Origin of the sequence: Limosilactobacillus fermentum (genome assembly GCF_013394085.1) — a bacterium.
Classification (GTDB): Bacteria; Bacillota; Bacilli; order Lactobacillales; family Lactobacillaceae; genus Limosilactobacillus; species Limosilactobacillus fermentum.
Genome location: NZ_CP040910.1, coordinates 100,694 through 126,501, shown reverse-complemented (window position 1 = coordinate 126,501; position 25,808 = coordinate 100,694). Strand labels below are relative to the sequence as shown.

Sequence of the window (25,808 nt, the reverse complement as noted above, 5' to 3'; positions counted from 1 at the left end):
CGCTTAATTATAAGGGCTTTCTCATTTTTGTCAACAATTTCCTCATAATTTTTATTTAACCGTCCGGCGCCCCTACTTGAGGGCTTGCCACTGCTGCCAAGTCGTCGCTTCGCTAAACGGGGTTAAATTCTGGTAGGCGGCCGTGCTGAAGTCCTGCAACTTCGTTGGGTCGCTCAATAAGTCGATCACGGCCTTCACAAAGGCGTCGCGGTTGCCCAGTGGCACCAGTTCTCCGGTTTGGCCCGGGATAACCAGCTCACTTGGCCCGTAGGCGTAATCGTAACTGACCACCGGTACCCCGTGACTTAGGGCCTCGGCCATCGCCAGCGGCTGGGCGTCCACCCGGCTGGCGTCCACCAACAGGCTGGCCTGGTCGTACACCGGCTCGAGGTCGACCACGTAATCGGCGAAGGTGACCACCTGCTCCAAGTTGGCCGCCTTGACTCGCTCCTGGTAGGACTGCATATCGGCTTGATTGCCGTAACCGTAGAAGGTCAGGGTCGCCTTAGGCCGGACGGTGTGAACCCGGGCGAAGAGGTCGATTAGCTGGTCGGTTTGCTTGTCGGCGCCCAGCCGCCCGACGGCAATCACGCGTTGGGCCGGCCGGTCCTGAATCAAGATCGGCGTTCGGTCGACTTTAACCGGGGAGTTATTAACCACGTAGCACTTGAGTCCCTTCGGCAGGCGCGGCTTCAGGTCGGCGGCTTGGGCTGCGGTGGCAACCACCACCCCGGTCCACTTGCGGCCGTGTTGCAAGGCGGCGTCGACCATCGTGTCTAGGCTACCGGTTGCTAGGTCTTGGCCGTCGTCCACCGCCCGCATCGCCAGCCACAAGTAACGCTTGACCTTGCTGGTCATGTTCAAAATTGGGTTGATCGCCACGGCCGGCCGGTCGGCAAAGAAGCGGTTGTTTTCGCCAAAGGCCCGGTTAACCTCGTCCAAGAAGAAGGTGAAGAGTCCCTCTTGGTCATAGAAGAAGCGGTCGCGCCCCTGGTAGTCCTTTAAGACGTTGAGCGAGTTGATCGGTGTGTTTTCGGTTGACTGGACGTAGTAGCGCTCCAGGTAAACGGTGCCGTCCGGGCGCTGATAGCGTTCGTAAAAAAGTTCGCCCGCCCGGCCGTAGTACTGGTTAACCGCCAAGAAACCGCGCAGGTCGTAGATTTGGCGCAGGGTCAGGTTGCCGGCGTCGTCGAAGTAATCGACGTTACCCACCTGGGCGACCGTCCCGCCAATGAAGTGAACCTCGCTGACCAGCCGGCCCCCGCGCTTTAACTCGCGAAAGTTGTTCCCGGTCCCCATCTGCAAGTCGCCGTCATAGGCCAGGCCGTCGACTTTTAAGGGCGCCCCCACGTAGTCGGTGGTGCCCGCAAAAAAGTCGAACATGTTAATAACGGCGTCGCGCTGTAAACCAAACCGCTCTAAGGTCTGATCCAAAGTCGGTGCAAAGTCCTGGGTCAAGAGCTTAGCCGACCCGGGCTCGTGACCGTTGAAGAGGGCCAGCCGCTTTAGTTCGGCGTGTTCAATGCTCGAGTTTTTAGTTACCAGGTATTGGTTAACGAAGAAATTCATTATTTTGCCGCCCCCTCGTTCATGTCGTCAATGATTTCTTGCCACAACTTCATCACGTTGGCCTCCGAATAGCGCTCGCTGTCCTGGTAGGCCTGGTCGCTGAACCGTTGGCGCTTGTCATCATCTTCTAAGAGGTCGATGATCGCCGCGGCCAGCCCCGCTTTATCGCCGTTTTGGGTTAAGATCCCGTCCTGGCCGTCAACGATGATGTCGCGCGGCCCGTATTTAATGTCGTTAGCCACGATTGGCAGCCCGTGCGATTGGCCCTCAACTAAGGACAGCGGCAAGCCCTCGGCGCTGGACGGCAGCACCATTAGTTGGGCCTCGTCGTTAACCTTACCCACGTCGGTCGTGTAACCGCGGAAGTGAACCGACTTTTCCAAGTGCTCGTCTTTAACCATCTGCTTGAGCTTTTGGTCGAAGTTGTCGTTGGAATAACCCCACAGGTTTAACTGGGCGTCGGGCACCGCCTTTAGAATCTGTGGCCAGACCTCTAAAAGGTGGTCCTGTTGCTTTTCCGGCGACAGGCGGGCGATCACGATCACCTCATGGCGGTGGCGCTTTTTCATCGGAATGTGCTTGGCGGCCAGGCGTTCATCGGGCACAATCGCCCCCGGCACCCGGTAAACCTTCTTGGCGACCTTACCGAAGCGGTCAGTGACGTCAACTTGTTGCGACGGCGTCAGGGCGATCACCCCGTCCCACTCACTTAAGTGGCGCAAGCCCCAATCGTAGTTGTAGTTTAACGGCGAGTGAAGCATGTCGGCCGGGTTGTTAACGTGGTCGTTATGTAACTGGAGGACCCGGAAGATGCGGGTTTTCATGTTCAAAACCGCCCAGCCCAGTTCGTAGGAGCGGTCGACGATGCAGCCGACTGGACCCGGTCCGGTCAGCTCCCGGTCGTTTGCGATCTGGTCGTAAAAGAAGCGGGTCAGCTCGTCAAAGTTTGCAAACTGAAGGTCTTGGCCTTGGTAATCGTAAAGGTGGTAGACGGTCGTTTCCTTTTGCCGCTTATCTAAGGTGGTGGTGGCCGTCATCGCCAGCCGGTGGGTCGGGGTGAAGTAGTTTTGGACCGTGATCTGGTTGCTCCAGTCATAGAGCTGGTCCACCGACAAAAAGCCCCGGTTGTCGTACCAACTGACCTTAACCAACTTGCCGAAGCGGTCAAAGTATTGAACGTTCATCACGTGCTTGTCACGCTGGTGGCGGCGCACGTAAATCACCCGCCGGTCGCCATCATAGTAGTTGTAACTAACCCCGTCGGCGCGGCGCTTCCAGCGGGGGTCAAAGGTTAGGTCTTGTAAGGTCACCTTCTTCGCCTTGACCAGGCGGGCCTCTTGAAAGTAGTCGAAGAGGTTGACCAGGTCGGCATCGTCAATTCCGGCCGCATTGGTAACGTGATGCAATTCGTTGGAGTACTGGCGAATCACAATCTTGGCCGGCTGGTTAAATTTTTTAAAGAGATTTAGCCGCTTGATTTGGGCATGCTCAATCCCGGATTTGTTTTCTTGGATATTATCATTAAAGAAAAATAGCATTTTCGTCGTCCTTCCTAATCGCAAAACGGCAGTTGGCTTCATTCTAACATGGATCCCACCCCCTTGCAGTGGAGGGAAGATTGTTGGGGCCCGCGGCGGGTTTATGATAAGATTAAGGTCTAAGAATAACAAGGAGGGCGCCATGCAAAACCCATTTGGCAACCAAAATAATAATCAAGACTTTTTAAAAAATCTCCCGACCCCACCTAACTACGCCAAGGTCACCAACGATACCGGCGACATCCGGATCGCTAAGGTTGGCATCTCCTGGACCACCTTTTGGTTTGGCCCGCTCCCGGCCCTGTTTCGGGGGGATTACTATAACTTTGCCTTGATCCTGGTCACGGCTGCCAACATTGCCCTCGTCGGCCTGGTCTTTAACCTCCCCTGGTTGCTGGGCTTCCCCTGGTCCTCGTTAATTTTCACCCTGATCTACAACCGGCTGTACTTCCAACGGCTCTTTGATAAAGGGTGGCGCCCCGCTGATCAAGCGTCGCGGGAGCTGTTAATTCGGAATAAATACCTTAAAGAATAGGAAGTGCGACCCAGCCTATTAAGCAGGCCGTGGGCTAAGGATAGGGCACAGGTTAGCGCGTCAGCGGTGTTCTGTGACCAGACTTAGCCACTAGGTCTGCGGTTGGGGAGCACGTTATGGGAAAAGTGCGGACCAACCTCCAAATGGGCCGTTGGACTAAGCTAGGGCGGGGGTTGCCGCCTAGGTGGTGTTCTGTGACCAGACTTAGCCACTAGGTCTGTGGTTGGGGAGCACGTTATGGGGGAAGTGCGACCCAACCTCCGAAACGGGCCGTGGGTTAGCACGTTACCTAACATCCAAGAATAAATAAAGGCTTCGCATTTTCGGGTGCGAAGCCTTTTTATTTTCCTTTAATTGGTAAAGGCAGATTGTAAAATTTAAGTTGAACATTTAAGTGGACAGAAAAACCCATCAAGGTCTTTAATGGTGTTACCACACAATCCATTAGAAAGAAGGACCTTGATGAGCACCACTATTTTATCATTCCAGAACCGTGTTGTCATTGAAACGCTTCATAATGAAGGACGTTCCTTGCGATACATCGCTAACTACTTAGGCTTTAGTAAGACCACCATCTTTAACGAACTTCACCGGCTAAATAGTGAGTACCAGGCTGGGCTAGCGCAGACTGACTTTGAACGAAAGGTTAGTCAACGGGGGCGGAAGTCTTCGCTCACTAAAAACCTTAAACACTTGGTCGAGGAAAAGATTCAAGTCCAGAAGTGGTCCCCTGAACAAGTTGCCCATGTGGTGGGGATTACCTACAAGACGGTCTATAACTGGATTGATCAAGGCTGGCTTGATATACAGTTGCCCGATTTGCCTGATCATGGAATTCGTCGTCATCGTGCTAAAGAAAAGCGTGGTACGTTCAATCACGGCCGCTCCATTGAGGAGCGGCCTCATAAAGTCGAAACTCGCCAGGAATTCGGCCACTTTGAAGCTGATACCGTACTTTCTGGCAAACGTAAAGGTCAGGCTGTGGCTACTTTTGTGGAACGTAAGAGTCGCCTGACAATTGTTAAACGGCTCCATGGTCGCGACAGTCAGTCCATGACTCAAGCCGTACTTGAACTAGCTAGTCAACTTCAAGACAAGCTCAAGACGCTTACCGTGGATCATGGTAAAGAGTTCGCTAACTATCAGACAATTGAACAGCTAACAGGTACTCAGGTTTATTTTGCCCATGCTTATTCACCACATGAACGTGGTAGTAATGAGAACCGTAACCGAGTTTTGCGACGGTTTATTCCCAAGGGACAAGCCATTGAAGAGCTGAGCGATCGCCAGCTGGTTCAAATCAATTGGTATCTGAATTCCCGACCACTTAAATGTCTTAACTGGCACACACCAATCGAGATCTTCTTGCTTAATCTACGTCACTAAATTCGTTCAAGTTATTTCTTGCAATCTGCCTAAAGAAATAGATCACCACGGTACTGAGCAACAAGAACCACAGGCCAAACCAACCATTATACTTAATTGCCACCGTTGTCGGCGGGACGTCAGCCAGGTCGCTAATTAAAACAATCGCCCCTTCGAATGGTGAGACCAGGTAGGACAGTGCCCCACCCACGTTTAAGGCTAACGCAATCGCCAAGGTTGGGATCGTTACTTGGCTAGTCAATAGAACTTGTCCCAGCAGGGTAATTGAGACCAGCGGGTGAATTCCCAAGAGCGCCAAGAGCACAATTACCACCGGGATCACGAATAATAAGCCCCAGGACAAGTGACTCAAGTTAGGACCCACTACCTTAGAAAGGGCTAGCGCCACCGGCGAGCCGTCAAAGGCATTGGATAAAGCTTATTTTAAGCGGTAGTTAATGCACCTTAGTTATTAACCCCAGTTAGCCGGGTCCTTGCGCCAGGCGTGCAGGGAATCCTTTTGGGCGTAAGTCACCATGTGATTGCGTTCGGCGACTTCGATCAGGGTCGTGTAGTTGGTGACCGTGTGGTAGGTCAGGTTGGCGGCCGCAAAGTTCTCGTCTAAAGCCGGTAACTGGTAGGAGAAGTCCGCCACCACGCCAAGGACTTCAGCACCCTCTTTTTGGACCGCTTTAACGGCGTTGAGTACCGAACCCCCGGTGCTCAGCAGGTCGTCGATTACCACGACCTTGGCGTCCGGTACCAGGACCCCTTCGATTTGTCGGCCCTGACCGTGGTCCTTGGGCTTGGAGCGGACGTAAATCATCGGCAAGCCCAATTCTTCGGCCACCCAAGCGGCGTGGGGGATCCCAGCCGTGGCGGTCCCAGCGATCACCGTCGCCTCACCGTAAAAACGGCGAATCAGGTCACTCATCCCTTGGTAAATGTGTTGGCGCACGTCCGGGTAGGAAATCGTCAGCCGGTTATCGGTGTAAATTGGCGCCTTGATACCACTGGCCCAGGTGAAAGGGTGGTCGGGGCGCAGGGTGACGGCCCTAATTCTCAGCAAGTCGTTTGCAACGGTTTGTTCAAACTCCATTAGTCTTGTTCCCCCATAAAGTCTTGGCGAATTTCATTGTAGGCCTTCATCGGGTCCTTAGCTAAGGTGATCGGCCGGCCGACCACAATCGCGTTACTCCCCAGTTCCCGGGCCTGGGCGGGGGTGACCACCCGCTTTTGGTCGTCCTTGTTATCCAGGTTCAACCGGATCCCCGGCGTAACGCATAAGAAGTCCGGCCCGGTTACCTGGCGGATCGCTTCGACTTCTTGGGCCGAGCAAATCACCCCGTCCAAACCGGCCGCCTCCGTCAGGTGGGCGGCGTTTTGCACCGCCTCAATCAGGGTGCCGGCCACCTTTTGTTCGTCGTGGAGGATCTGTTCGTCAATCGAGGTCAACTTAGTGACGGCTAACAGCTTAGGCTGGCGCCGTCCCGCCGCCGCTGCCCCGGCCAAGAGCCCGCGCTTGGCAGCCTTCATCATTTCGGTCCCCCCGGCGGCGTGGGTGGTTACAAAGTTAGCGCCCAGGGCCCCGAGCACCCGCATCGTCCGTTCCACGGTGTTAGGGATGTCGTAAAGCTTCAGGTCTAAAAAGACGGTCAAGCCCCGGCCCTTGGCTTCGCGGACGATCCCGGGACCAAAGGCGTAGTACAGTTCCATCCCGATTTTAACGATTGGTTGGTGATCGGTGTCGCTAGATAACTTGTCAAACAGGCGCAGGGCCTCTTGCTTGGTCTCAACGTCGACGGCGACCATGGGTTCAAAACGTTGCATTTCTTTTTCCTCCTAAACAAAAAGGCTTCCCCCAGGAAGGGAGAAGCCATGAAAAAGGCACCGCACTAACGGCCCACTTCACCCTTGCACCCTCGCTGGAGTTACTTAAATGGTGATTTTATTTACGGTTTTCCAGTGAAATGTCTTCGTGACCATCGTATTCTTCGACCGCCACGTGAACCGTTTCGCTATTGGACGTCGGGATGTTTTTCCCCACGAAGTCAGGGCGAATCGGCAGTTCCCGGTGACCACGGTCAACCAGGACCGCCAAAGAGATTCGCTTCGGCCGGCCAAGGTCCATTAAGGCATCCAAGGCCGCCCGGACCGTCCGCCCGGTGTACAAAACGTCGTCAACTAGGATCACGTGCTTATCGTTGATATCGACGTCGACCTCGGTGGCGTTGACCGTGGGCTCAACGTGGTGGTCCGGCTGGTGGCGGTCATCACGGTAGAGGGTAATGTCTAAGGAACCAACGGGGACCTTTACCCCTTCCAGTTGTTCCATCCGCTTGGCCAGGCGCTGGGCCAAGTACACGCCGCGGGTCTTAATGCCGACAAAGACTAAGTTGTCGACCCCCTTGTTTTGCTCAATAATTTCATAGGTAATCCGGGTTAGGGCACGCTGCATACTTGAACCATCCACAATTTCGTGGGCCACGATCAACACTCCTTTTTCTGATAACAAAAGCGCCCCCCAGAGTCCCCAAGGCGGCGCTAACCAATTTCTCCGTCCTTGTGACCTCACGGGATCCACTTAAAGGCATTGCTTATTATTTCTATCTTAACCGGGGCGGGGCACCATGTCAACACTCGGCCGCCCTTCTCAACCTTTTTCTGACTCCCCCAACTTTAAATTGGAAAATTGGCAACAAAAAATCCCCGTCCCTGGGGAATTGACGGGGATTTTCACCGATAAATTTAAGAGGAGAGGGAGGTAAAGACTAAGCGGTTGGTTCTACTTCGTAAATCAGGTGTTGGTTAACGAATTCATTGAAACCAATTTCACTTAATTCACGACCGTAACCGGAGTGCTTAACCCCACCAAATGGGAGTTCAGGCAGGGAGGCCCAACCAGCGTTGATCCAGCTCATGCCGGCTTCGATCTTGGAAGCCACTTCACGGGCGTGGGCAATGTTGGTACCAAAGACGGTGTTCCCAAGGCCGTAGCTAGAGTTGTTAGCAATTTCAATGGCTTCTTCTTCGGTCTTGTACGGGTAGATAACGGCGACTGGGCCGAACATTTCTTGGTCAAAGATTGGGTTTTCCACCGTTACCCCGGTCAGGATGGTTGGCATGAAGAATTGACCCTCTTGGTCTTCCACTGGTTCAAAGCCGTATTCGAGCTTAGCCCCGTTGTCGATGGCCAGTTGAACTTGTTGGGTCAGCTTTTCCTTGGCCTTCTTCGAGGAAAGCGGAGCCAAAGTCGTGGAGCGGTCCAACGGGTCGCCCATCTTAACCTTGGAGAAGCCGTCCTTTAAGATGTTCACAAATTGCGGAACCAGCTTTTCCGGAACGATGTAACGCTTGGAGGAAGTACATACTTGCCCAGCGTTGTACAGACGGGTTTGCGGCAGGATTTTGGCCAGCTTGTCCATGTCGGCGTCTTCCAAAACAACGAAGGCGTCGTTCCCACCCAGTTCCAGGGTGCTCTTCTTCAGGGACTTAGCGGCTTCCGTGGCCACGGAACGACCACCACGTTCGGAACCAGTCAGGCAGGCCCCGGCAACCCGTGGGTCAGCGATGATTTCGGAAACTTGGTCGTAGCTAACAAAGAGGTTGGTCAAAGAACCTTCTGGGGCGCCGGCTTCCAGTACCAAGTCAGCAAAGGCTTGGGCCGAGGTTGGGCAGTTAGCAGCGTCCTTTAACAGCATCGGGTTCCCGACGATGAAGTTCGGGATAAAGACCCGGGCGATTTGGTAGAACGGGAAGTTCCATGGTTCAACCGCCATCAGTACCCCGAGGGATTGCTTTAAGATAAAGGCGTTCCCGGAAGTGGTGTAGATTGGCTTTGGTGCCAGGAATTCGTTGGCGTGTTCTACGTAGTAGTCACAAAAGCTTGCACAAAGGTCAACTTCACCTTCGGCTTCACCGATTAACTTCCCCATGTCACGGGTCATCAGTTCAGCCATTTCCGTGCGGCGTTCGCGAAGGAGCGTCCCCAGCTTTGTAATCACAGCTTTCCGTTCTTCCAGACCAGAGCCGTCGTGCCACTTTAAGTACAGACCGTGCGCCAGGCTTAACGCCTTCTCCACTTCTTCTGGAGTGGTATCTGCGTAAGTGTGTTCAACTTCATTGGTATAAGGATTAACAGTTTGATATGCCATGAGTAGGCCTCCTTAATAATTAGTTGGTTGTTATCTGCACTTCACATTGTAACCGCTTTTTCAAATTTCACAAGTATTTTTAGATCCTGTTCATTAAGTAACATTTAACACACTATGTACCGCTTAACTTAACTTGTGAAATTTATCGTCACTGCCATAAATTTCACAAACTAATTTTATAAACACCGCTGGTGGATCAACAATAATTTTATCGTCAGATAATAAAAAATCGCAAACGGTCTAGCCGTCTGCCAATTTATGCAGCCAACAAAAAAACGCCCACCGTCTAAGTAGACAGCCAGCGCTCTTTTGTCAGTTAGTTTACTTTAACCCCGCCACGGGTCGCGGAGGATGATCGTTTGTTCCCGCGATGGACCAACGGAAATCGTGGCCAGTGGCGTCTCTGATAGTTCGACGATCCGGTCCAAGAAGTGCTTAGCGTTGGCCGGCAGGTCTTCGTAGTCGGTCACTTGGGTGATGTCTTCTTCCCAGCCCGGCACCTCTTCGTAAAGCGGGGTGCACCGGTCTAATTCTGCCAAACTAGCCGGGTAGTAATTAATTTCTTGACCGTCGAGTTCGTAAGCCCGGGCGATCTTGATCGTCTTCAAGCCGGTCAAAACATCGAGCAGGTTCAAACTCAAGTAGGTCATCCCGTTAACCCGGCGGGCGTGGCGCATGGCCACGGCGTCAAACCAGCCAACCCGCCGTGGACGGCCGGTCACGGTGCCGTATTCGTGACCGGTTTCGCGGATGTAGTCGCCGATTTCATCGTTCAATTCGGTTGGGAACGGTCCTTCCCCGACCCGGGTTGTGTAGGCCTTGGCAATTCCGACCACGGTCTCAATCTTGTTCGGCCCAACCCCGGCCCCGGTTGGCGCCCCACCGGCCGTTGGGTTAGAGGAAGTAACGTATGGGTAGGTCCCTTCATCGATGTCTAACATCGTCCCCTGAGCCCCTTCAAACAGAACCTTGTCGCCGCGGTCGATGGCGTCGTTAACCAGTAGCGAAGTATCGGTGACGTATTGCTTGATTTGTTGGCCGTATTCGTAGTATTGGTTAAAGATTTCATCAAAATCAACCGGGTCGACCCCGTAGATCTTGGTGAAGAGCTGGTTTTTAATCTCCAGGTTTTGCTTGAGCTTCGCCGCAAAGGTGTCCTTTTCCAAGAGGTCGGCCACCCGAATCCCGATCCGGGAAACCTTATCGACGTAGGTTGGCCCAATCCCCTTCTTGGTGGTCCCGATCTTAGCGGCGCCCTTAGCCTTTTCTTGGCATTCATCGAGCAAGAGGTGGTATGGCATGATCACTTGGGCCCGGCTGGAAATCTTAAGCCCAGAGATGTCGACCCCGCGGTCGGTCAGGTACTTGATTTCTTCCAACAGGGCCTGCGGGTTAATGACAACCCCGTTACCAATCACGGCGGTGGTGTTTTCACCGAAGATCCCGGACGGAATCAGCCGCAGGGCAAACTTCTGCCGATCGAATTCAATCGTGTGCCCGGCGTTGTTCCCCCCTTGGGAGCGGACAACAACGTTCGCTTCTTGACTCAGGTAGTCGGTCATCTTCCCCTTTCCTTCGTCTCCCCATTGGCTTCCTACGATTACTACTGTTGCCATTCTGTTCACCTCATTAGTCTTAAAATTAAGCACAGTTACTCTATGATACTACCGGATCAGTTCGTGATTTGCAAGGGTTGTTCTGAACCTTTTTCCTGACATTAGGTAAAATTGTTCGGTTTTATCCTTGACGGCGCCCTTATTTTCGCCTATAGTTACTAACGGTTTCAAATCACTTTTTAAGAGAGGTATCCCGATGGAAACTTTTGATTATGATGACATTCAACTGATCCCTAACAAGTGTGTGATCAAGAGCAGAAAGGAAGCTGACCCGCAGGTTAAATTTGGTCCCAAAACCTTTAAGATTCCCGTTGTACCGGCTAACATGGCCTCGGTAATCAACGAAGAATTGGCGGTCTGGTTAGCCCAAAATGACTACTACTACGTCATGCACCGTTTCAACCCCGCGGACCGGGCCGGCTTCGTTAAGCGAATGCACGACCGGGGGCTGTTTGCCTCGATTTCCGTCGGGATCAAGGACAGCGAGTATGACTTTATCAATCAACTAAAAGACGAACAATTGGTGCCGGAGTACATCACGATCGACGTTGCCCATGGACATTCTGATTTCGTGATCGCCATGATTAAACACATCAAGCAACAACTGCCGACCACCTTCTTAACCGCCGGTAACGTGGCCACCCCGGAGGCCGTTCGCGACCTGGAAAACGCCGGCGCCGACGCCACCAAGGTCGGAGTGGGCCCCGGTAAGGCTTGCATCACCAAGCTCAAGACCGGTTTCGGGACCGGGGGCTGGCAACTCGCCGCCCTGCGCCTGTGTTCCAAGGCCGCCCGCAAGCCATTAATCGCCGACGGGGGAATCCGCCACAACGGCGACATCGCCAAGTCCGTTCGCTTCGGGGCCTCAATGGTGATGATTGGCTCGCTGTTGGCCGGCCACCAAGAATCCCCGGGCAACCTGATCACGATTGACGGCAAGCGCTACAAGCAATACTGGGGCTCGGCCTCCGAAGTCCAAAAGGGCGCCTACCGCAACGTCGAAGGTAAGCAAATGCTGGTGCCGTTCCGGGGTGCCATCGAAGACACCCTGGTGGAGATGGAAGAAGACCTCCAGTCAGCGATTTCTTACGCCGGTGGGCGCGACCTGGAATCGATCACCAAGGTCGACTACGTTATCGTTAAAAACTCAATTTTAAACGGGGACTACTAGCCCTTAACCCACGAGAGGCCGGGAGAAAACCACGTTTTCTTCCGGCCTCTTGCTGTATTTTTGAATGTTGACCACCCTTTTTAGTTGAGCAAACGGGCAAAGGCAGCCTTGAGCGCCCGGATTTCGGCGGGGGTTGGGAATTCCCCCCGTTCAAAAACGGTCCGCAAGACCTGAGTAAGCAGCGTCGCCAACAGGTCACTGACTAGCTCGGGGGCCCCGGGGGCCAGCAGGTCTTGCAGGTTCGCCGCCACGTAGTCGTGAATTCGCTGCGACAGGCTTAATTGATCGTATTGGATCGTGTACAAAGCCGTCACCCGCCGGCGCAGGGCCGGGGTCAAGAAGCGCTGGGTGGCTGATGGATTTAAAAAGCTAAAGAAGTCATCGACTGACTCCCCGCGCTTGAGCTGGGCCAAGCGAACGTCAATCAGTTCACGCACCCTTATAAAAACCGCCGCGGTCATCCGGTCGGTCAAATCGTACTTATCTTGGTAGTGGTGGTAAAAGGTCTGGCGGTTAATCAGTGCCGCCTGGGCGATTTGCGTAACCGTCACCGCCCGAAAACTCTCCTTTTCCAACAGGTCTAAGTACGCTTCTTCAATCGTTTTTTGCATCCGTTTGGCAGCTTGGGTTACCATCTTGATCCCCACTTTTCGTTAAGTGTCAGCAAAAGCGACAGGTGTCACTTTTAGTTACAACGTTAAGATTATTGTGACTTGTTGCCCCCGCCTTGGCAAGCCATAATAAAGTTAATCAAACGCAAGGGGGGACCTTTAATGAACGAACTAATCACCATTACGGCTTTAAATAAACAGTTCGGCGCCCAGACCGTTTTAAACGGCGTCGACCTCACCATTACCTCGGAAAAAATCATCGGCCTGATCGGGCCATCGGGGGCCGGCAAGACCACTTTGATTAAGACCACCTTAGGAATGGAAAAAGCCGACAGCGGCACGTCTCTGGTCCTGGGCCAACAAATGCCTAACCGTCAGATCCTCGGCCAAATTGGCTACATGGCCCAAAGTGACGCCTTATACGAGACCCTAACCGCCAAAGAAAACCTGGCCTTTTTTGCCCAACTGAAGGGCGTTGAACGTCATCAATTAACGGCGGAATGCCAGCGCGTCGCCAAGGTGGTCGACCTAAGCAACGACTTAACCAAGCGGGTCAGCGGCTTTTCCGGCGGGATGAAACGGCGCCTGTCATTGGCCATCGCCCTGCTCGGCCAACCCCAGCTCTTAATTTTAGACGAACCGACTGTCGGGATCGACCCGGCCCTGCGCCTCGAAATCTGGCGGGAACTGGACCGGATGAAAAAGGATGGCTGCGGGGTGCTGGTAACCACCCACGTGATGAGCGAAGCCGAGATGACCGATTCGGTGGCCCTCTTGATGGATGGTCGGATCATCGCCAACGACGCCCCGGCCGCCCTCAAGCAATCCTACGGCGTTGGCTCAATTGAAGAGGCCTTCTTAAAGGCCGAACGGGAGGTGAACGCACATGCGTAGCTTAGCCATCACCAAACGGATCTTAACCGAATTGATCCGCGACAAACGTACCCTGGCCCTGCTCTTTATCGCCCCCATTTTAACCATGTGGCTCCTATCGATTATGTTTTCAGCCACCACTGATACCCACGTAACGATCGGGACGGCCAACCTTTCCTCGTCGTTAGTCAAGCAAATCGACGTCGTCAAGCACGTCTCGGTCAAGACTTACGCCAGCGCTGACCAGGCCGACCGAGCCCTCAAGGACTACCGCATCGACGCCACCGTGGTCAAAACCAGCGCCAATCACTACCACCTAACCTTTGCCAACATCGACTCGGCCAAGACCGCTTTGACCAAGCAAGCCTTCCAAGTCGCCCTGCAAAAGAGCAATGCCCACCAACTGGCGGCCACCATACAGCGACTGGTGGCGATGTTGCCAACGACGGCGCAGGATCAATTCAACCAGGGGACCGCGAGCGCCACGACCCACATCAAGTCGACCTACCGCTACGGTGATTCTTCGACCGGTTACTTCACCAAGATCTTACCAATCTTCATGGGCTTTTTCGTCTTCTTCTTTGTCTTCTTGATCTCCGGGATCGGCCTCCTGCGCGAACGCAGCTCCGGCACCCTTGACCGACTCCTGGCCACCCCGGTCCGGCGCGGCGAAATCGTCACCGGCTACATGGTTTCTTACGGGGTAGTCGCGATCGTGCAAACCCTCTTAATTGTCATCACCACGGTCTGGCTCATAAAGGTCCAAATCGTCGGTGACTTGGCCCTGGTCTTTTTAATCAACATCTTGTTGGCCCTGGCGGCACTAGCAATGGGAATCTTTATCTCCACCTTTGCCAGCTCGGAATTTCAAATGATGCAGTTCGTGCCGATCGTGGTCATGCCCCAGGTCTTTTTCTCCGGCATCGTGCCACTGGACGCCTTGCCAAACTGGATTCAGGTCATCTCAAAAATCCTGCCATTAACCTACGCCGGCAACGCCATGAACGACGTGATCATGAAGGGGCAAGGGGTTGAAACGATCGCCGGTGACCTTGGCGTCTTAATCCTCTTCATCGTCTTCTTCGTGGTCTTAAACGTGATGGGCTTAAAACGTTACCGCAAGGTTTAAGCGGTGTACAATAGTTTTAAAAAAGGAGAACGCCCCTATGCCAACTTTTTACTGCTACTCCCGTTGTTCGACTTGCAAGAAGGCCCAAAAGTGGCTCGATGACCACCAGGTCGCCTATGACCAACAAGATCTGGTCGCAGAACCACCGGCCAAGGAACTCTTCGTTAAGTGGTTAACCGAGCACCAAGACCTGGGCCTGCGCTACTTCTTTAACACCAGTGGCCAGCACTACCGGGAACAAAAGCTCAAGGATAAGCTACCAACCATGACGATCGACGAGGCCGCCACCCTGCTGTCTTCGGACGGTAAGTTAATCAAACGGCCGTTGATGGTCGAGGGCTCGCAACTGACCTGCGGCTTTAAAGAAGACGTTTACGAACAAACCTGGCGCTAACCAGTTAACCACCATTTTGCAAGACAGGACAAATCTGCAAATTTGCGCAGGATAACGTGCTCCCCAACCGCAGGCCTAGTGGCTAAGCCTGGCCGAAGAACGGTGCTGGCGCACCAACCGTTCGCCCTATCCTTAGCCCACGGCCTACCAATGGTTGGTCCGCACTCACTTTTTATTGCGCAAATCTAAACATTTATCCTGTCCAGTCCTTTGGTAATCAAACAGCCCCTGACCAATGGCAACCCATCGGTCAGGGGCTGTTTAGTTAACGCGAGCTACGATCCGTTACCCCTTCACTCTAAGTTAGGCAGCGGGTTGAAGTAGTTAACCAACCTGCTTTCCAGCGTATCGTTTGTCCGCACCTCTTTGATCACCTTATTCAGGGTGCTGACCCGGTCGGTGATCACCCCGTCGGCGTGGTCGAAAAGGGCCTGCTTCATCGCCCCGGCATTATTGACCGTCCACGCCATTACCAGTTGGTTCCCTTGGTGGGCGGCGTCAATGAAGCGGTGGTTTAAGGTCGAATACTCCGCCGTCACCCCGTCCGCTTCCCTAGCCGGGTTGGTAAAGTTGTAAGCCATGCAGTAGAGCACCGTTAGCTTGGGGTTGAGCCGGTGCAACTTAGCTACGTAAGCGTAATCGAGCGAGTGAACCATGTCCCCATCCTTGATCAAACGGGCGCCGTACCGCTGGTTAAAACGCGCCAAGAGGCCCTTGGAATCGTGCGGGGTCGCCTTAAGTTCAACGATCAGGCGTTGGTGGTTTTGCTCGGCAGCCGCCAGGTAGTCATCAAAACTCACTAGCTTGGCCCGGTAGCCATCCTGTTTGGCCACCAACTTCGTCAGTTGCTTAAGGGTTAGCTGGTGGGGCGCCTTGTCGACCCCGGTCAGTTGCTTCAAGTTTTCGTCGTGGACGACGACAAACTGGTGGTCGGCCGTTTCGTGGACGTCCATTTCGACAAAGTCTGGGTGGGCCGCCCGGTGGGTCTTTTTTAACACCGCAATTGAATTGGGCACGCCGTTTTGCCCGTCAACACCGCGGTGAGCGACCGTCAATGGCGCCGCTAACTTAGTTGTTAAGTAAGTCCAGTCGCTCGGCATCGCGGCGAAGACAAACACCACTAAGATTAAGAGCCACCAGGGGCGCCACTGGTGGTAACCGGAAGCCTTTTGGGGAGTGGCTACCAAGCCCAGGGCGGTTGCGCTAAGGGCCAACTCCGCCGCCACCTGGGCAATTAAGAGTCCGCTAAGGGCCAACCAAGTCGGGGCGTTGCCGTGGTTAACCAACACCACCAACCCGTTGACGAGCCAGGACCACGCCCCCCACCAAAGGGCCAAGCCTAGCGCCCTCTTCACCCGTCCCCAGGACAGCCAGCGCACCACGATGAACAAGCAGGCTGCGTAAACCAACACGCCGCCAATCATTAAGCTTGGCCGCCTGGTTAGGTAATCGAGGATAAAGGCGTCGGCCTTGATGTTGACCAGCAACGGGGTCCGAAACAACAGGGTCGCAATCGGCATCGCCACGATCAACAGCGGCACCCAGGCCAAGGCACCCCGCCAGCCTAAGTTCACCACCTGCTGGCGGCAGGTCGCTAGCCAGCCGGCGAAGGAAAAGCGCCCGGCCACTAAGAGCCTGAGCCCGCTAAAGGCCACCAGGACTTGGAGACCCAGTAAGGCCAGGACCACACACACCTCGACTAGAAGGGCGCAGACGATTAACGGGTGGGTGGTCAAGAGGGTGACGACGTTGTCAACGGACACAAAGGGGATCGTCGCTTGTGCCAATAAGAAAGTCGTCACGAGGCGTAACAGCGGGGTGAGTAGCCAAGTTGCCACCAGGTCTAATGAGGCGACCAAGCCAAACCCAGCCAGGCCAACGCGTCGAACGGACATTAGGTTTAATTTCAGGGCTTGCATCTTTTCTTCCTTTTCTACTTACTGTCCCCCATTGTACCACCCCCCAAAAAAGGCGGCCGTAGCGGGGGGCATCGATTGCGGGAGCATAAAAAAGCGCCTAGGAGAAAACACGATTTTCTCCCGGGCGCTTATTATCTTTCTGAATGTTAGGCAGCCAACGTGGTCAATAACCGCTGGTGCACTAACCTGTAACCTATCCTTAGCCCACGGCCTGCTTGATAGGCTGGAGCGCACTCCTTAATAGTCAACCTCATCCGGGTCGGCGCACTGGCCGCCCATGTTCGGTAAAGCGGCAATTTGGCCCATCTCCGCCGGTGACAGGGTGAAGTCAAAGACGTCCGCGTTTTCCCTCATCCGGTGTTCGTGAACCGACTTTGGTAGCGGCAGGACTTCTTGTTGTATCTCCCAACGCAAAACCACTTGGGCCGGGGTCTTACCGTGCGCCGTAGCAATTTGCTTGATCGTTTCATTCTCCATTACCGTGGCCCCCTGACCACCCAGCGGGGCCCAGGCCTCAACCAAGATTCCCATCGCTTGGAGCTTCTTGATCTCTTCTTGGTGGGTCCAGCCGGGGTGAACCTCAATTTGGTCAACCTGCGGGCGGATCTTGGCGGTCTTTAACAGCTCGGCAACGTGGTGGGGCATGAAGTTAGACAGCCCGATCGCCTTAACCTTGCGCTGCTTGTAGAGGTCTTCTAGTGCCCGCCAGGTCTCGGCGTTAAGCGCTGCGGCCTGGTCACCAAACTGCTTTTGGTTGGCCGGCCAGTGGATCAAATACAGGTCCAAGTAGGTCGTTTGCAAGCGCTTGAGGGAGGCTTCAAAGGCGGCGATCGTCTTATCGTAGCCCCGCTCGGTATTCCAAAGCTTGGAGGTCAAAAAGATGCTGTCGCGGTCAATCCCGGAATCATTAATCCCTTGGCCGACCGCCTCTTCATTTTCGTAAACGGCGGCCGTGTCGATATGGCGGTAGCCGACTTCAATCGCGGTTTTGACCGCTTGCCGGGCCACGGTGGCCGGGGTCCGGAAGGTTCCGTAACCAACCGCCGGAATGGCGATTCCGTTGGCAAGGGTGTAGGCACTCGTTAAGTCCTTTAATTCCATTATGCTTCCTCCTTTGGTTCGTGCGACGACGGCGGGGCGCTCAGGGTTACCACCCGCTTGGCCCGGGTGAAGTAAAGGTGGCGGTGGATCTTTTCTAGGGGAACCCCCGTCATCTTGGTCAGGGCATCGGCGTACAGCACCAGTTGGCCCGAGTACTTGTCCGCCAGTTCCTGGAGGTCTTCTTCCGGGTGGGCCTGACTGATCCGGTCGGTCTTGTAATCGAACAGGTCGATCTGGTCGTCGTGTTGGACGTAGCCGTCGATGATCCCGTGGATCAATACCTCACTGTCATCGGTGGCCCCAATCCCGCTGAAGAGATCGTGGGCGCTCAGTAACATCGAGAACGGTACTTCCCGGTGAACCTGCTCAGGGTGGGCGGTAATGACCTGACCGAGCCCCGTTTGGTAAAAGGATACCACGCCGGCCACGTCAATGCCCGCCGCAACTTGGGGATTATCGATTAAACCACTCTCCGTTAGGGACTTAATTAAAGCACGGACCGCCCCTTCGTCAAGCGGTTCCGTTAACGGTAATTTCTGGAAGATCAAGTGGGTAGCGGTCCCGATCGCCGTCCCGGTTGGCTCCTGATCGCTCGCCCCGGTGATGAAGGCGGGATTTTCGAAGGCCCGCTCTTCCGGTGCTAGGTAGGCCCCGGATTCTTTGATCTGGTCGCGGTCAATTTCTAGCCGACCCATCTCCAGGTTGGTAGGGTCCTGGCGGGCAAAGGCCTCCCGCACCGTCGAAACGGCTTGAAAGGCGGTCGTTTGAGTCGCCACTTGATCCGGGTAGGTAAAGTTTAACACCCGTTCTAAGTCGGCCTTAAACTGGCGGCTAGTGGCGGCCGCCGGGGTGGCTTGCTCCGCCGTCGCATTCGGGTGCAGGTCCAGCGGGGTGTTGAGGGCCGCCTGAACCTGGTCAGCGTTTTGCAGCTTAATTTGGTAGGCCGCCTTGGTAAGGCCCCGCAGCGGGGCGGCGGCGGCTTCAACCCCCTCCCTTAGCGTTGGGAAGTTCGCCGTCCGCACCAGGGTCATCATGATCCAATCAAGCATCGATTGCCCCTTCAAGCGTGTGGTGGTGGTCAACAGCGGGCTGGCGCTATCAAAGGCCCGGTTCCACTTATCCATCTTCTTGGTCAGGTCAGCGTCCTTCACGTACCCGGTGATGAAGAGGCGCTGCTCGGCCCGGGTCAGGGCCACGTAGAGGAGGCGCATTTCTTCGGCCCGGTCCTGGCGCTTCTTTTTCTCCTTTAAGGCCGCCTGTTGGACCAGCGGGTGCTTGACGCGCATCGTCTCGTTGGCCGTGCTATCCACGTAGGTGAAGCCAAGCCCGGCCTGGGGCTCAATCGTTACCGGATCCCGGTCGGCTTGGAACTGGTGGGTCGTTTCCACTAAGAAGACGATCGGGAACTGGAGCCCCTTGGACTTGTGGATCGTCATGACGTTAATCGCGTCACCGGCCAGGGCCGTGGTCGCCTCGCCCAAGTCGTCGTTTTTCTTTTGCATCTGCTCGATGAAGTGGATGAACTGGTAAAGTCCCTTGAAGCCACTCTCCTCGTAGCCACTCGCCCGTTCGTACAGGGCGTGGAGGTTAGCTTGGCGCTGGGGGCCGCCGCTCATTCCGCCCACGTAATCCAGGTAGCCGGTTGCTTGGTAAATCGTCCAGATCAAGTCCACCAGGGGGCGTCGCTGGGCGACCCGGCGTAAGTGGTCCCGCAACTCAAAGAAGCGGGCTAACTTCAGGTAGATTAACCCACAGTTGACGCCCAGTTCTTCCTTAGTCGCTAAGCCGGCCGGGTCGCCTGCGACCCGTTCGGCGAGCTCCTCTTCAGTCAGGGCGTCGTGGTTTTCAACCGCTTCGACCTCTTGATCGCGCCAAGCGTAGTAGTTTTGCTGCACGACGCCAAAGAAGTCCTTGGAGGTGCTGTTGACCTTCAAGTAGGCTAACTCCGGTTCCGTAAAGCCAATCCGGTTTTCGCCCTGGCTCAGGCCGAACTTAGCCGCCACCTCGGGAGCGACTTGAATCAGCGGCGAACGGAGCACGGCCGCCAACGGAACGTCTTGGTAGGGGTTATCGATTACCTTTAGCAAGGACATCACGACCCGGATCTCGGTGGCCTTAAAGTAGTTTTCCACCCCGTGCACCATCACCGGTAAGTTAAGCTTGGCAAACTGTTCGGCGATCACCGAGTGAATCCGCTTGGCCCGCGACAAAATGGCGATGTCGCCCGGCGTGATCGGGCGGACCCGCTTGGTTTCCGGGTCCAAGATCGTTTCCTTGGCCAGGAGCTCGCGGATCCGTTGGCCAATCAGCCAGACTTCGCTAGCGACCTTGTCTTCCGGCTGACGGACCACGATGGCGTCCTCGCCGGTGGGGTTAGCGGTCGTTTTCTTGACGCCCCCATCAAAGAGCAGGAGTTCCGGGGTCGCCGGGCTAGCCTGGTCCCGGTCGGCCCCCCAATCGGCCTTGGGCTTCAAGCTGGCCTTATCATCGTAGACCATCTCACCCAGTTGCTGGTCCATCAGCTGTTCGAAAATGAGGTTGACCAGGTCGGTAACCTCGTGGCGGGAGCGGTAATTGTCGCTCAAGTCCAGGGCCTCGCTGCTTTGCCCATCCGCGCTGAACTGATCGTAGTAGTCCTTAAACAGGGTGGGGTCGGCCTGGCGGAAGCGGTAGATCGACTGCTTCATGTCCCCAACCATAAAGCGGTGGTTTTGCCCACTCTTGTGCAAGAGGCGTAACAGGTCGTCTTGCAGGCGGTTGGTGTCTTGGTACTCGTCGATCATGATTTCCTTGTAGTGGCGCTGCAACTCGGCTTGGACTTGGGCGGCGGCTTGGCGCTTGGCCCACGCTTCTTCGTCACTCCAGGTCACCTTTGGGTTGATGTTTTCGCCGGTCAAGATGGCGTAGGCGTAGTGCTCTAAGTCGGAGAAATCGAGCAGGCGGCGGTCCTGCTTGATGATCTGGTAGTGGCACCGGAAGTCGGTGGCCACCCGGGTTAAGATCTCAATTAGGGCGCCAGCCTTTTGACCATACTTAACCAGGTCCGCGGCGGACTGGAAGAAGTAGGTATCGTGGAGGTCGCCCAGCTGATCCCGCAGGCCACCCCGCTGAACCCCCAGTTCGTCTAAGAGTTCGGGATCGTCGTCATCCTTACGTTTGCGCAACTTAGGTGCAAAATTCTTCTTGTTGAGGGTCTGGGCCAGGCTGTCCCAGCTGCCTAACAAATGGCCCTGGTCATCAACGGTCGTGGCTAATTTAGCTAAATCTTCTTCAATCTGCTCGGCAAAACGGGCCGGCCCCACTTCGCCAAGGGCCGCCCACTGGTCCCGCAGTTCCTTTAGTTGCGGGCCCACGAGGGGTTCCAAGAGGCGCTTAAAGAAGGCACTTTGCCGCGGGTCCGCCCCTTCTTCGAACTGGTAAAGGCCACTTAAGCCGGCCAGCCAGTCGCTCGGGTGCGGCTGGGCGTCGGCCTCGGTGTCCAGCGCCTGAACAACGGACTCGAGGTTCCCCGCCCCAAAGTTATCGATTAACTGGTGCAGCGCCCCCACTTGGTCCGGATTGGCCACCCAGTCATCGAGGGTCACTTGCCAGGCCTGTTCCTTTAGGAGCTGCTGTTCGGCGTCGTCAATTAACCGAAACTGGGGGTCGAGGTCGATGACGTAGTAGTAGCGCTTAATCAACTGCTCGCAAAAGGAGTGGATCGTGCTGATGTTGGCCAGGGCCAAGCGGGCCACCTGGGCCTTCATGTGTTCGTCGGTCGCCCCGACCAGGCGCCGGCGGATCCGGTCGCGCATGTTCTTAGCGGCGTCGGTGGTAAAGGTCACCATCAGGATGTCATCGATGTTGGGCCGCTCGCTAGGCTTAGCGTCCTTACTCAGTCCGGTTTCCATCAGCTGGATCACCCGCTCAACCAAAACGGCGGTCTTCCCACTCCCCGCCGAGGCGGAAACCAAAATGTCTTTTTGCCGGTCGTTGATCGCCGGCTCCTGTTCCTTACTTGGTGTGAAAACCATCTTCCCCTATTCCTCCTCTTGTTCAAACTTTGCTTCCACGTCGGCGTCGGTCAGCTCGATTTCCTTGTAGTCATCCAGGGCCTGATCGAAGCGGGAAACGTCTAAGAAGTCGCTAAAGGCCAGGCCGGTCTCCGCGGTGGTGCCGACTTGGCGCCGGTACGGCCTAATCTCGTTTTGGCCCTGCAGGATCTGAACGGCGGCTTCCTTAATCAGTTCGGCGTTGTGGTCCATCAGGCGCTTCAAATCGGTTGGTGAGACCAGGTTGGAGCCCGCCTTAGCGCTGAATTGATCGTCGGCACTAACCTTAAAGCGGCTGGTGTCTTTTTTACTCTTCTTTTTGATGCTTAACAGGGTGGCACCCTTTTCACCAAGCCCGTGATCGAGGGCGGCCAAGACGGCGTCATCGTTAATCGTGATCCCCTGGTAGAGGTGCTCTTTTAGCTCCTCGGCGGTCCCCTCCTTGCCGGCGTCAACGGTCGGGACGTACAAACGCAGGTACAGGCTCCCCAGTAGTTGCTCGCCCGGGTTGGCCGCCTGTAACGCGTTGAGGTAGGCCAGCATTTGCAGGGCCTGGCCGGCGTAGGCGTCGACCAAGTCAAACGCCTTGTTGTAGGACTTGTAATCAACCACCAGCTGGTAGGTTTGCTCGCCCAGTTTCAACTCGTCTAAGCGGTCAATCCGCCCCCGCAGGCTGACCTTGGCGCCCTCACCGAGCCCCGCCCCGGTCAGGTCAAAGGTTAACGCTGGTAACTCGGCGGCTTGGCTTTCCCCGGTCCAATCCGCCTGCCCAAAGGCCTTTTCAACCGCCACTGGTTGGGCGTCGGTCTGGGTTGCTTGCAGGCACAGGGTCTTGGCCATGGTGGTAATCAACTGCTTGGCCACCTGTAGTTGCAAGTTGACCCGGCTGTTATTGGCCGCCAATTCCCGCAACTCCTCTTGTTGGTTCATGGCCTGCTCAAAGGCTTGGTCAATCAACTCGGCTTGGCGCCCTTGGTGCTCTTCTTTAACCAAGTCGGCCAGCTGCAGGTCCGGTTCGTCGATCACGCTTTGGACAAAGAAGGCCAGGGCGTCGTGGTTTAAGGTCCCGGACTTGTCGCTGGAGACCTCTAATTCGTCGCGCTTCTTCAGGTGCAAACCGTAACGCAAGAAGTAGTCGTACGGGTTTTGGTAGAACTTCTCCAGCTGGCTAATCGAAGCCGTCAACTGGTTGGTGACTTGGCCCTGGCGGTTAGTGGTGTACAAGCGGGCCGCCAGTTCCGGTTGCAGTGGCACCGCCTCGTTTTTGGCGTACTGGCCATCCCGGATGTCGTTTAACCGCCCCGTCAAACCCTCGTCGTGGCGGGTTAGGGCCCTGGCCACGTCCCGCCAGGCACTAGTCAGCTTACGGCCGGTGTCCTTACTCAGGCGCTCCACTTCAATCAGGTTCCCCATCGTCACGGCCGGCGCCGCCACAAAGGACCACACGTCGTCTTCGCTTGCCCGCGGGTTCGGCCGGTCTGGCAAGTCGGTGGTCGGGGCGTTGTTTTGGTCATCCCACTGGTTGAAGTGACGGGCCAAGCCCTTCAGGTACGGGGAGAGGGTTAACTCACTGTCGTCGCTGCTCATCAGGGGGGCGCTCATGTAGAGGCGCTCGGTTACCGACAGCATGCTCAGGTAGTTTAAGAAGGGCTCGTTGTTGATCTGGTCGGTCCCGCTGATGGGCAGGAACTGGTCGTCGTTTAAGCCCCGCTTCAAAAGTTCCCGGTCGGGGTCGGATAAGAGCCCCTCGCTGGCCTTGACTTCCGGCATCACGTCATCGGTCGCCCCCATGATGAAGAGGACCTTGCGCTGGTTGTCCTGGATCATCCCGCTTTCCGAAACCAACACTTGATCCAAAGTCGACGGGATTTGGGCGTAGCGCCCGGCGTTAAAACCGGTGTTCATGAGGTCGGCAAACTCGGCCACCAACTGTCCCGGCTGCTCGGTCGGGGCCACCTGGTCGCCAAGGATGGTTACGTACTCGTCCAAGAGGGTGCCAAAGGTCTGCCAAATTTGCTGAACGTCGCGCAGCTGGGTTAACTGCCCGCTTTCTTGGGCTTGGTGGGCCCAGGAATAAAGTTGGTGACGGACCCCTTGATCCAAGAGGAACTGGTAGAACTTGGTGGCTAACTCCCGCCCGGTAGTGGCCGTTTGTAGGTCGGCCAGGGCCGGGGCCAATTCGTCTTTGATGTAATTTTTGACCCAGTTAATCTGGGCGTTTTGGCGCTTGAGCGCATCGCTTTCTGGTTGTTCTCCTTCCAGTCGCCACGGCCGCTCGTCAAACCACGACCGCCCCCCCTTGCCGAACTTCAGGCAGTAGTTTTCGGTCCGGTAGACGGCGGTCATGAAGGTGTTGGGGTTTCGCTTCGCACGCCCCTCCTGTTGGAGCTCTTCCGGCGTCTCGGGAACCAAGAGGCCGGTCTTTAACAACTCCATCACGTCGGCTTCTTGGTAGTAGTCCTTTAAGACCTTGAACAAGGCGGCGGTGAAGGTCGCTAGCGGCGAGGTCGCCATTGGGCGTTGGTTATCGTTGAAGACCGGAATTTGGTGGCGGCTAAAGATCGGTTCTAGCATCGTTTGGTAGCCGTCCAGGTGCCTCGTAACCACTAAAAAGTCCCGGTAGCGGTACTGACCGGTGGCAACGAGCTGGCGAATTTTGGTGGCGACCCGGTTGAGTTCGGCCACCCGGGTTGGGGCGGTGAAAAAGCCTACTTGGTCGGTCGGGGCCGGCAACCTGTCTGGCAGAGCGAAGCGTGCGTCTGCTTCCATCCACTCTTCGACCCCCACCAAGGCGTCGCTAACCCGTCGTTGGTTCGGCTGATTCAAAACAATCGGGTCTAACACATCCACGCCCACCTGCTGAGTGGCGAGGTTCAATAAGTCCTGGTACTGCTTGGCCGAGCGGTAATAGAGGTTGTTTTGACTCGGCAACTCCCGTCCCCGGTAATCCCGGTCGAGGATCAAAGAAACCGTGGTGTCGGCAGCCCGTTGAATCAGGGCGTCGACAATCAACTGTTCCTGGGCGCTAAATTCACCGGCAAAGCGATCAAGGTAAACGTGGGTCGTTGATAGGTCGGCGGCTTCGAGGTGGTTTAAGAGCATCGCTGACCGGTCCGGCGCCGTGACGTGGGTCGTGACCGCCGCCTCAAAGCGCCGGTAAATTTCGTACAGGACGGTCATCTTGTCGGTAAAGACCGTCGATTGACTGGCCCGGCCACCCCCCGCCTGACTAGCCAGGGCCCGCTTAATAATCCCGGTTTCCTGATCGGGCGCCAGGTCGGCCGGTTGAATATTGGCGTTTTGTAGTTCCACCAGCTGCTTGGTCACCGCCGTGGCAAAGCCCTGGCGTTCGCTTTCGCCCCGAAACATCTTCAAGAGGTCGGGGGATTCTGCCTTGAGTTCCCGAATGATCTTGGCGACCACCATCGCCATCCCCACGTTGGAAAGGCGGGGCTTTTGGTAATCGGGGTCGTCCTTACACAAAAACCACCCCAAGCGCGAAAAGGACAGGACCGCCACGTTAGCCTGGGCGTAATTACCGGTTTGCTTCAACCGCTTTTTAAGCCCCTTTAAAACGGCTACTTCGGTGGTGAACTTAACGTGGTTGGGCACTAAGTAAAGGTAGGTATCATTGGGTGCTTGCTGGTACTGAGCCGCCAAGCGATCGAGCATCACTTGCTGGTGGTCAAAGGACGCACTCCCCAAAACAAATTGTAAGGTCGCCATTTTTATCATTCCCCCATTCAGATCGTTGCCTAATTATACCACGCTAGGGTGCCAAAAAGGGGAATGAATGTTCGCA

At 55.5% G+C, this 25,808-nt stretch carries 19 protein-coding genes; 6 read left to right on the top strand and 13 right to left on the bottom strand.

Annotated elements, in window-relative coordinates; genetic code table 11:
- Positions 1 to 72: 72 nt before the first annotated feature.
- Both asp1 and FG166_RS00570 read right to left on the bottom strand, forming a co-directional pair.
- Positions 73 to 1,569, bottom strand: a complete 1,497-nt coding sequence (gene asp1 / locus FG166_RS00575; protein ID WP_003682373.1) for an accessory Sec system glycosyltransferase Asp1 — start codon at positions 1,567 to 1,569, stop codon at positions 73 to 75.
- Entirely contained in the window at positions 1,569 to 3,107 is a 1,539-nt protein-coding gene (locus FG166_RS00570; protein WP_015638436.1) for a glycosyltransferase, read from the bottom strand. Before FG166_RS00570 ends, asp1 begins: the two co-directional genes overlap by 1 nt.
- Before the next feature lie 142 nt (positions 3,108 to 3,249).
- On the opposite strand from FG166_RS00570, the gene FG166_RS00565 reads away from it, so the two are divergent.
- Together FG166_RS00565 and FG166_RS00560 are read left to right on the top strand one after the other, a co-directional pair.
- Positions 3,250 to 3,642: a hypothetical protein gene (locus tag FG166_RS00565; protein WP_021350374.1), complete on the top strand. Its 393-nt coding sequence runs from the start codon at positions 3,250 to 3,252 to the stop codon at positions 3,640 to 3,642.
- A gap of 462 nt (positions 3,643 to 4,104) precedes the next feature.
- Positions 4,105 to 5,028, top strand: coding sequence for an IS30 family transposase (locus FG166_RS00560; protein WP_137876810.1), 924 nt, complete (start codon positions 4,105 to 4,107; stop codon positions 5,026 to 5,028).
- Here the strand turns inward: FG166_RS00560 and FG166_RS00555 are convergent.
- The 6 genes from FG166_RS00555 to FG166_RS00530 form a co-directional block, all read right to left on the bottom strand.
- A complete protein-coding gene (locus FG166_RS00555) occupies positions 5,012 to 5,380 on the bottom strand; it encodes a hypothetical protein (RefSeq protein WP_137876774.1) in 369 nt (122 codons plus the stop codon). The two genes, FG166_RS00560 and FG166_RS00555, sit on opposite strands and share 17 nt — an antisense overlap.
- Before the next feature lie 99 nt (positions 5,381 to 5,479).
- The gene (gene pyrE / locus FG166_RS00550; RefSeq protein WP_003682365.1) at positions 5,480 to 6,106 is read right to left on the bottom strand and encodes an orotate phosphoribosyltransferase; all 627 of its coding nucleotides are present in this window, start codon (positions 6,104 to 6,106) and stop codon (positions 5,480 to 5,482) included.
- Entirely contained in the window at positions 6,106 to 6,837 is a 732-nt protein-coding gene (pyrF, locus tag FG166_RS00545) for an orotidine-5'-phosphate decarboxylase (RefSeq protein ID WP_003682363.1), read from the bottom strand. Before pyrF ends, pyrE begins: the two co-directional genes overlap by 1 nt.
- Positions 6,838 to 6,955: 118 nt before the next feature.
- The gene (pyrR, locus tag FG166_RS00540) at positions 6,956 to 7,495 is read right to left on the bottom strand and encodes a bifunctional pyr operon transcriptional regulator/uracil phosphoribosyltransferase PyrR (RefSeq protein WP_021350371.1); all 540 of its coding nucleotides are present in this window, start codon (positions 7,493 to 7,495) and stop codon (positions 6,956 to 6,958) included.
- Positions 7,496 to 7,778: 283 nt separating this feature from the next.
- On the bottom strand, positions 7,779 to 9,161 hold the full coding sequence (locus FG166_RS00535; protein WP_003682359.1) for an NAD-dependent succinate-semialdehyde dehydrogenase: 1,383 nt from the start codon (positions 9,159 to 9,161) through the stop codon (positions 7,779 to 7,781).
- 326 nt (positions 9,162 to 9,487) lie between these two features.
- Entirely contained in the window at positions 9,488 to 10,777 is a 1,290-nt protein-coding gene (locus tag FG166_RS00530; protein WP_003682357.1) for an adenylosuccinate synthase, read from the bottom strand.
- A 196-nt stretch (positions 10,778 to 10,973) separates the two neighbouring features.
- Between FG166_RS00530 and FG166_RS00525 the strand changes: the two genes are divergently transcribed.
- Positions 10,974 to 11,948 (top strand): GMP reductase, encoded by a 975-nt coding sequence (locus tag FG166_RS00525; RefSeq protein WP_003682354.1) that lies wholly within the window; start codon positions 10,974 to 10,976, stop codon positions 11,946 to 11,948.
- 80 nt (positions 11,949 to 12,028) lie between these two features.
- Here FG166_RS00525 and FG166_RS00520 read toward each other — a convergent pair whose 3' ends face one another.
- Positions 12,029 to 12,583: a TetR family transcriptional regulator gene (locus tag FG166_RS00520; RefSeq protein ID WP_003682352.1), complete on the bottom strand. Its 555-nt coding sequence runs from the start codon at positions 12,581 to 12,583 to the stop codon at positions 12,029 to 12,031.
- A 138-nt stretch (positions 12,584 to 12,721) separates the two neighbouring features.
- Here FG166_RS00520 and FG166_RS00515 point away from each other — a divergent pair, with 138 nt between their 5' ends.
- Genes FG166_RS00515 through FG166_RS00505 form a run of 3 tightly spaced genes read left to right on the top strand, consistent with a single transcriptional unit; the run spans position 12,722 to position 14,955 of the window.
- On the top strand, positions 12,722 to 13,453 hold the full coding sequence (locus FG166_RS00515) for an ABC transporter ATP-binding protein (protein WP_003682349.1): 732 nt from the start codon (positions 12,722 to 12,724) through the stop codon (positions 13,451 to 13,453).
- Positions 13,446 to 14,561, top strand: coding sequence for an ABC transporter permease (locus FG166_RS00510; protein WP_003682347.1), 1,116 nt, complete (start codon positions 13,446 to 13,448; stop codon positions 14,559 to 14,561). The genes FG166_RS00515 and FG166_RS00510 overlap by 8 nt, the downstream gene beginning before the upstream one ends.
- Before the next feature lie 37 nt (positions 14,562 to 14,598).
- The gene (locus FG166_RS00505; protein WP_003682345.1) at positions 14,599 to 14,955 is read left to right on the top strand and encodes an arsenate reductase family protein; all 357 of its coding nucleotides are present in this window, start codon (positions 14,599 to 14,601) and stop codon (positions 14,953 to 14,955) included.
- Between the two features lie 293 nt (positions 14,956 to 15,248).
- Here FG166_RS00505 and FG166_RS00500 read toward each other — a convergent pair whose 3' ends face one another.
- From FG166_RS00500 to FG166_RS00485, 4 genes are all read right to left on the bottom strand, one after another.
- Positions 15,249 to 16,874, bottom strand: a complete 1,626-nt coding sequence (locus FG166_RS00500; protein WP_003682343.1) for a glycerophosphodiester phosphodiesterase — start codon at positions 16,872 to 16,874, stop codon at positions 15,249 to 15,251.
- A gap of 237 nt (positions 16,875 to 17,111) precedes the next feature.
- Complete coding sequence (locus tag FG166_RS00495; RefSeq protein ID WP_003682342.1) at positions 17,112 to 17,975, bottom strand: aldo/keto reductase; 864 nt, start codon at positions 17,973 to 17,975, stop codon at positions 17,112 to 17,114.
- Positions 17,975 to 21,988 carry a helicase-exonuclease AddAB subunit AddA gene (gene addA, locus FG166_RS00490; protein ID WP_003682340.1) on the bottom strand — a complete coding sequence of 1,338 codons (4,014 nt, stop codon included), beginning with the start codon at positions 21,986 to 21,988 and terminating at the stop codon, positions 17,975 to 17,977. Before addA ends, FG166_RS00495 begins: the two co-directional genes overlap by 1 nt.
- 6 nt (positions 21,989 to 21,994) lie before the next feature.
- Entirely contained in the window at positions 21,995 to 25,732 is a 3,738-nt protein-coding gene (locus FG166_RS00485; protein WP_024500595.1) for a PD-(D/E)XK nuclease family protein, read from the bottom strand.
- Positions 25,733 to 25,808 lie beyond the last annotated feature (76 nt).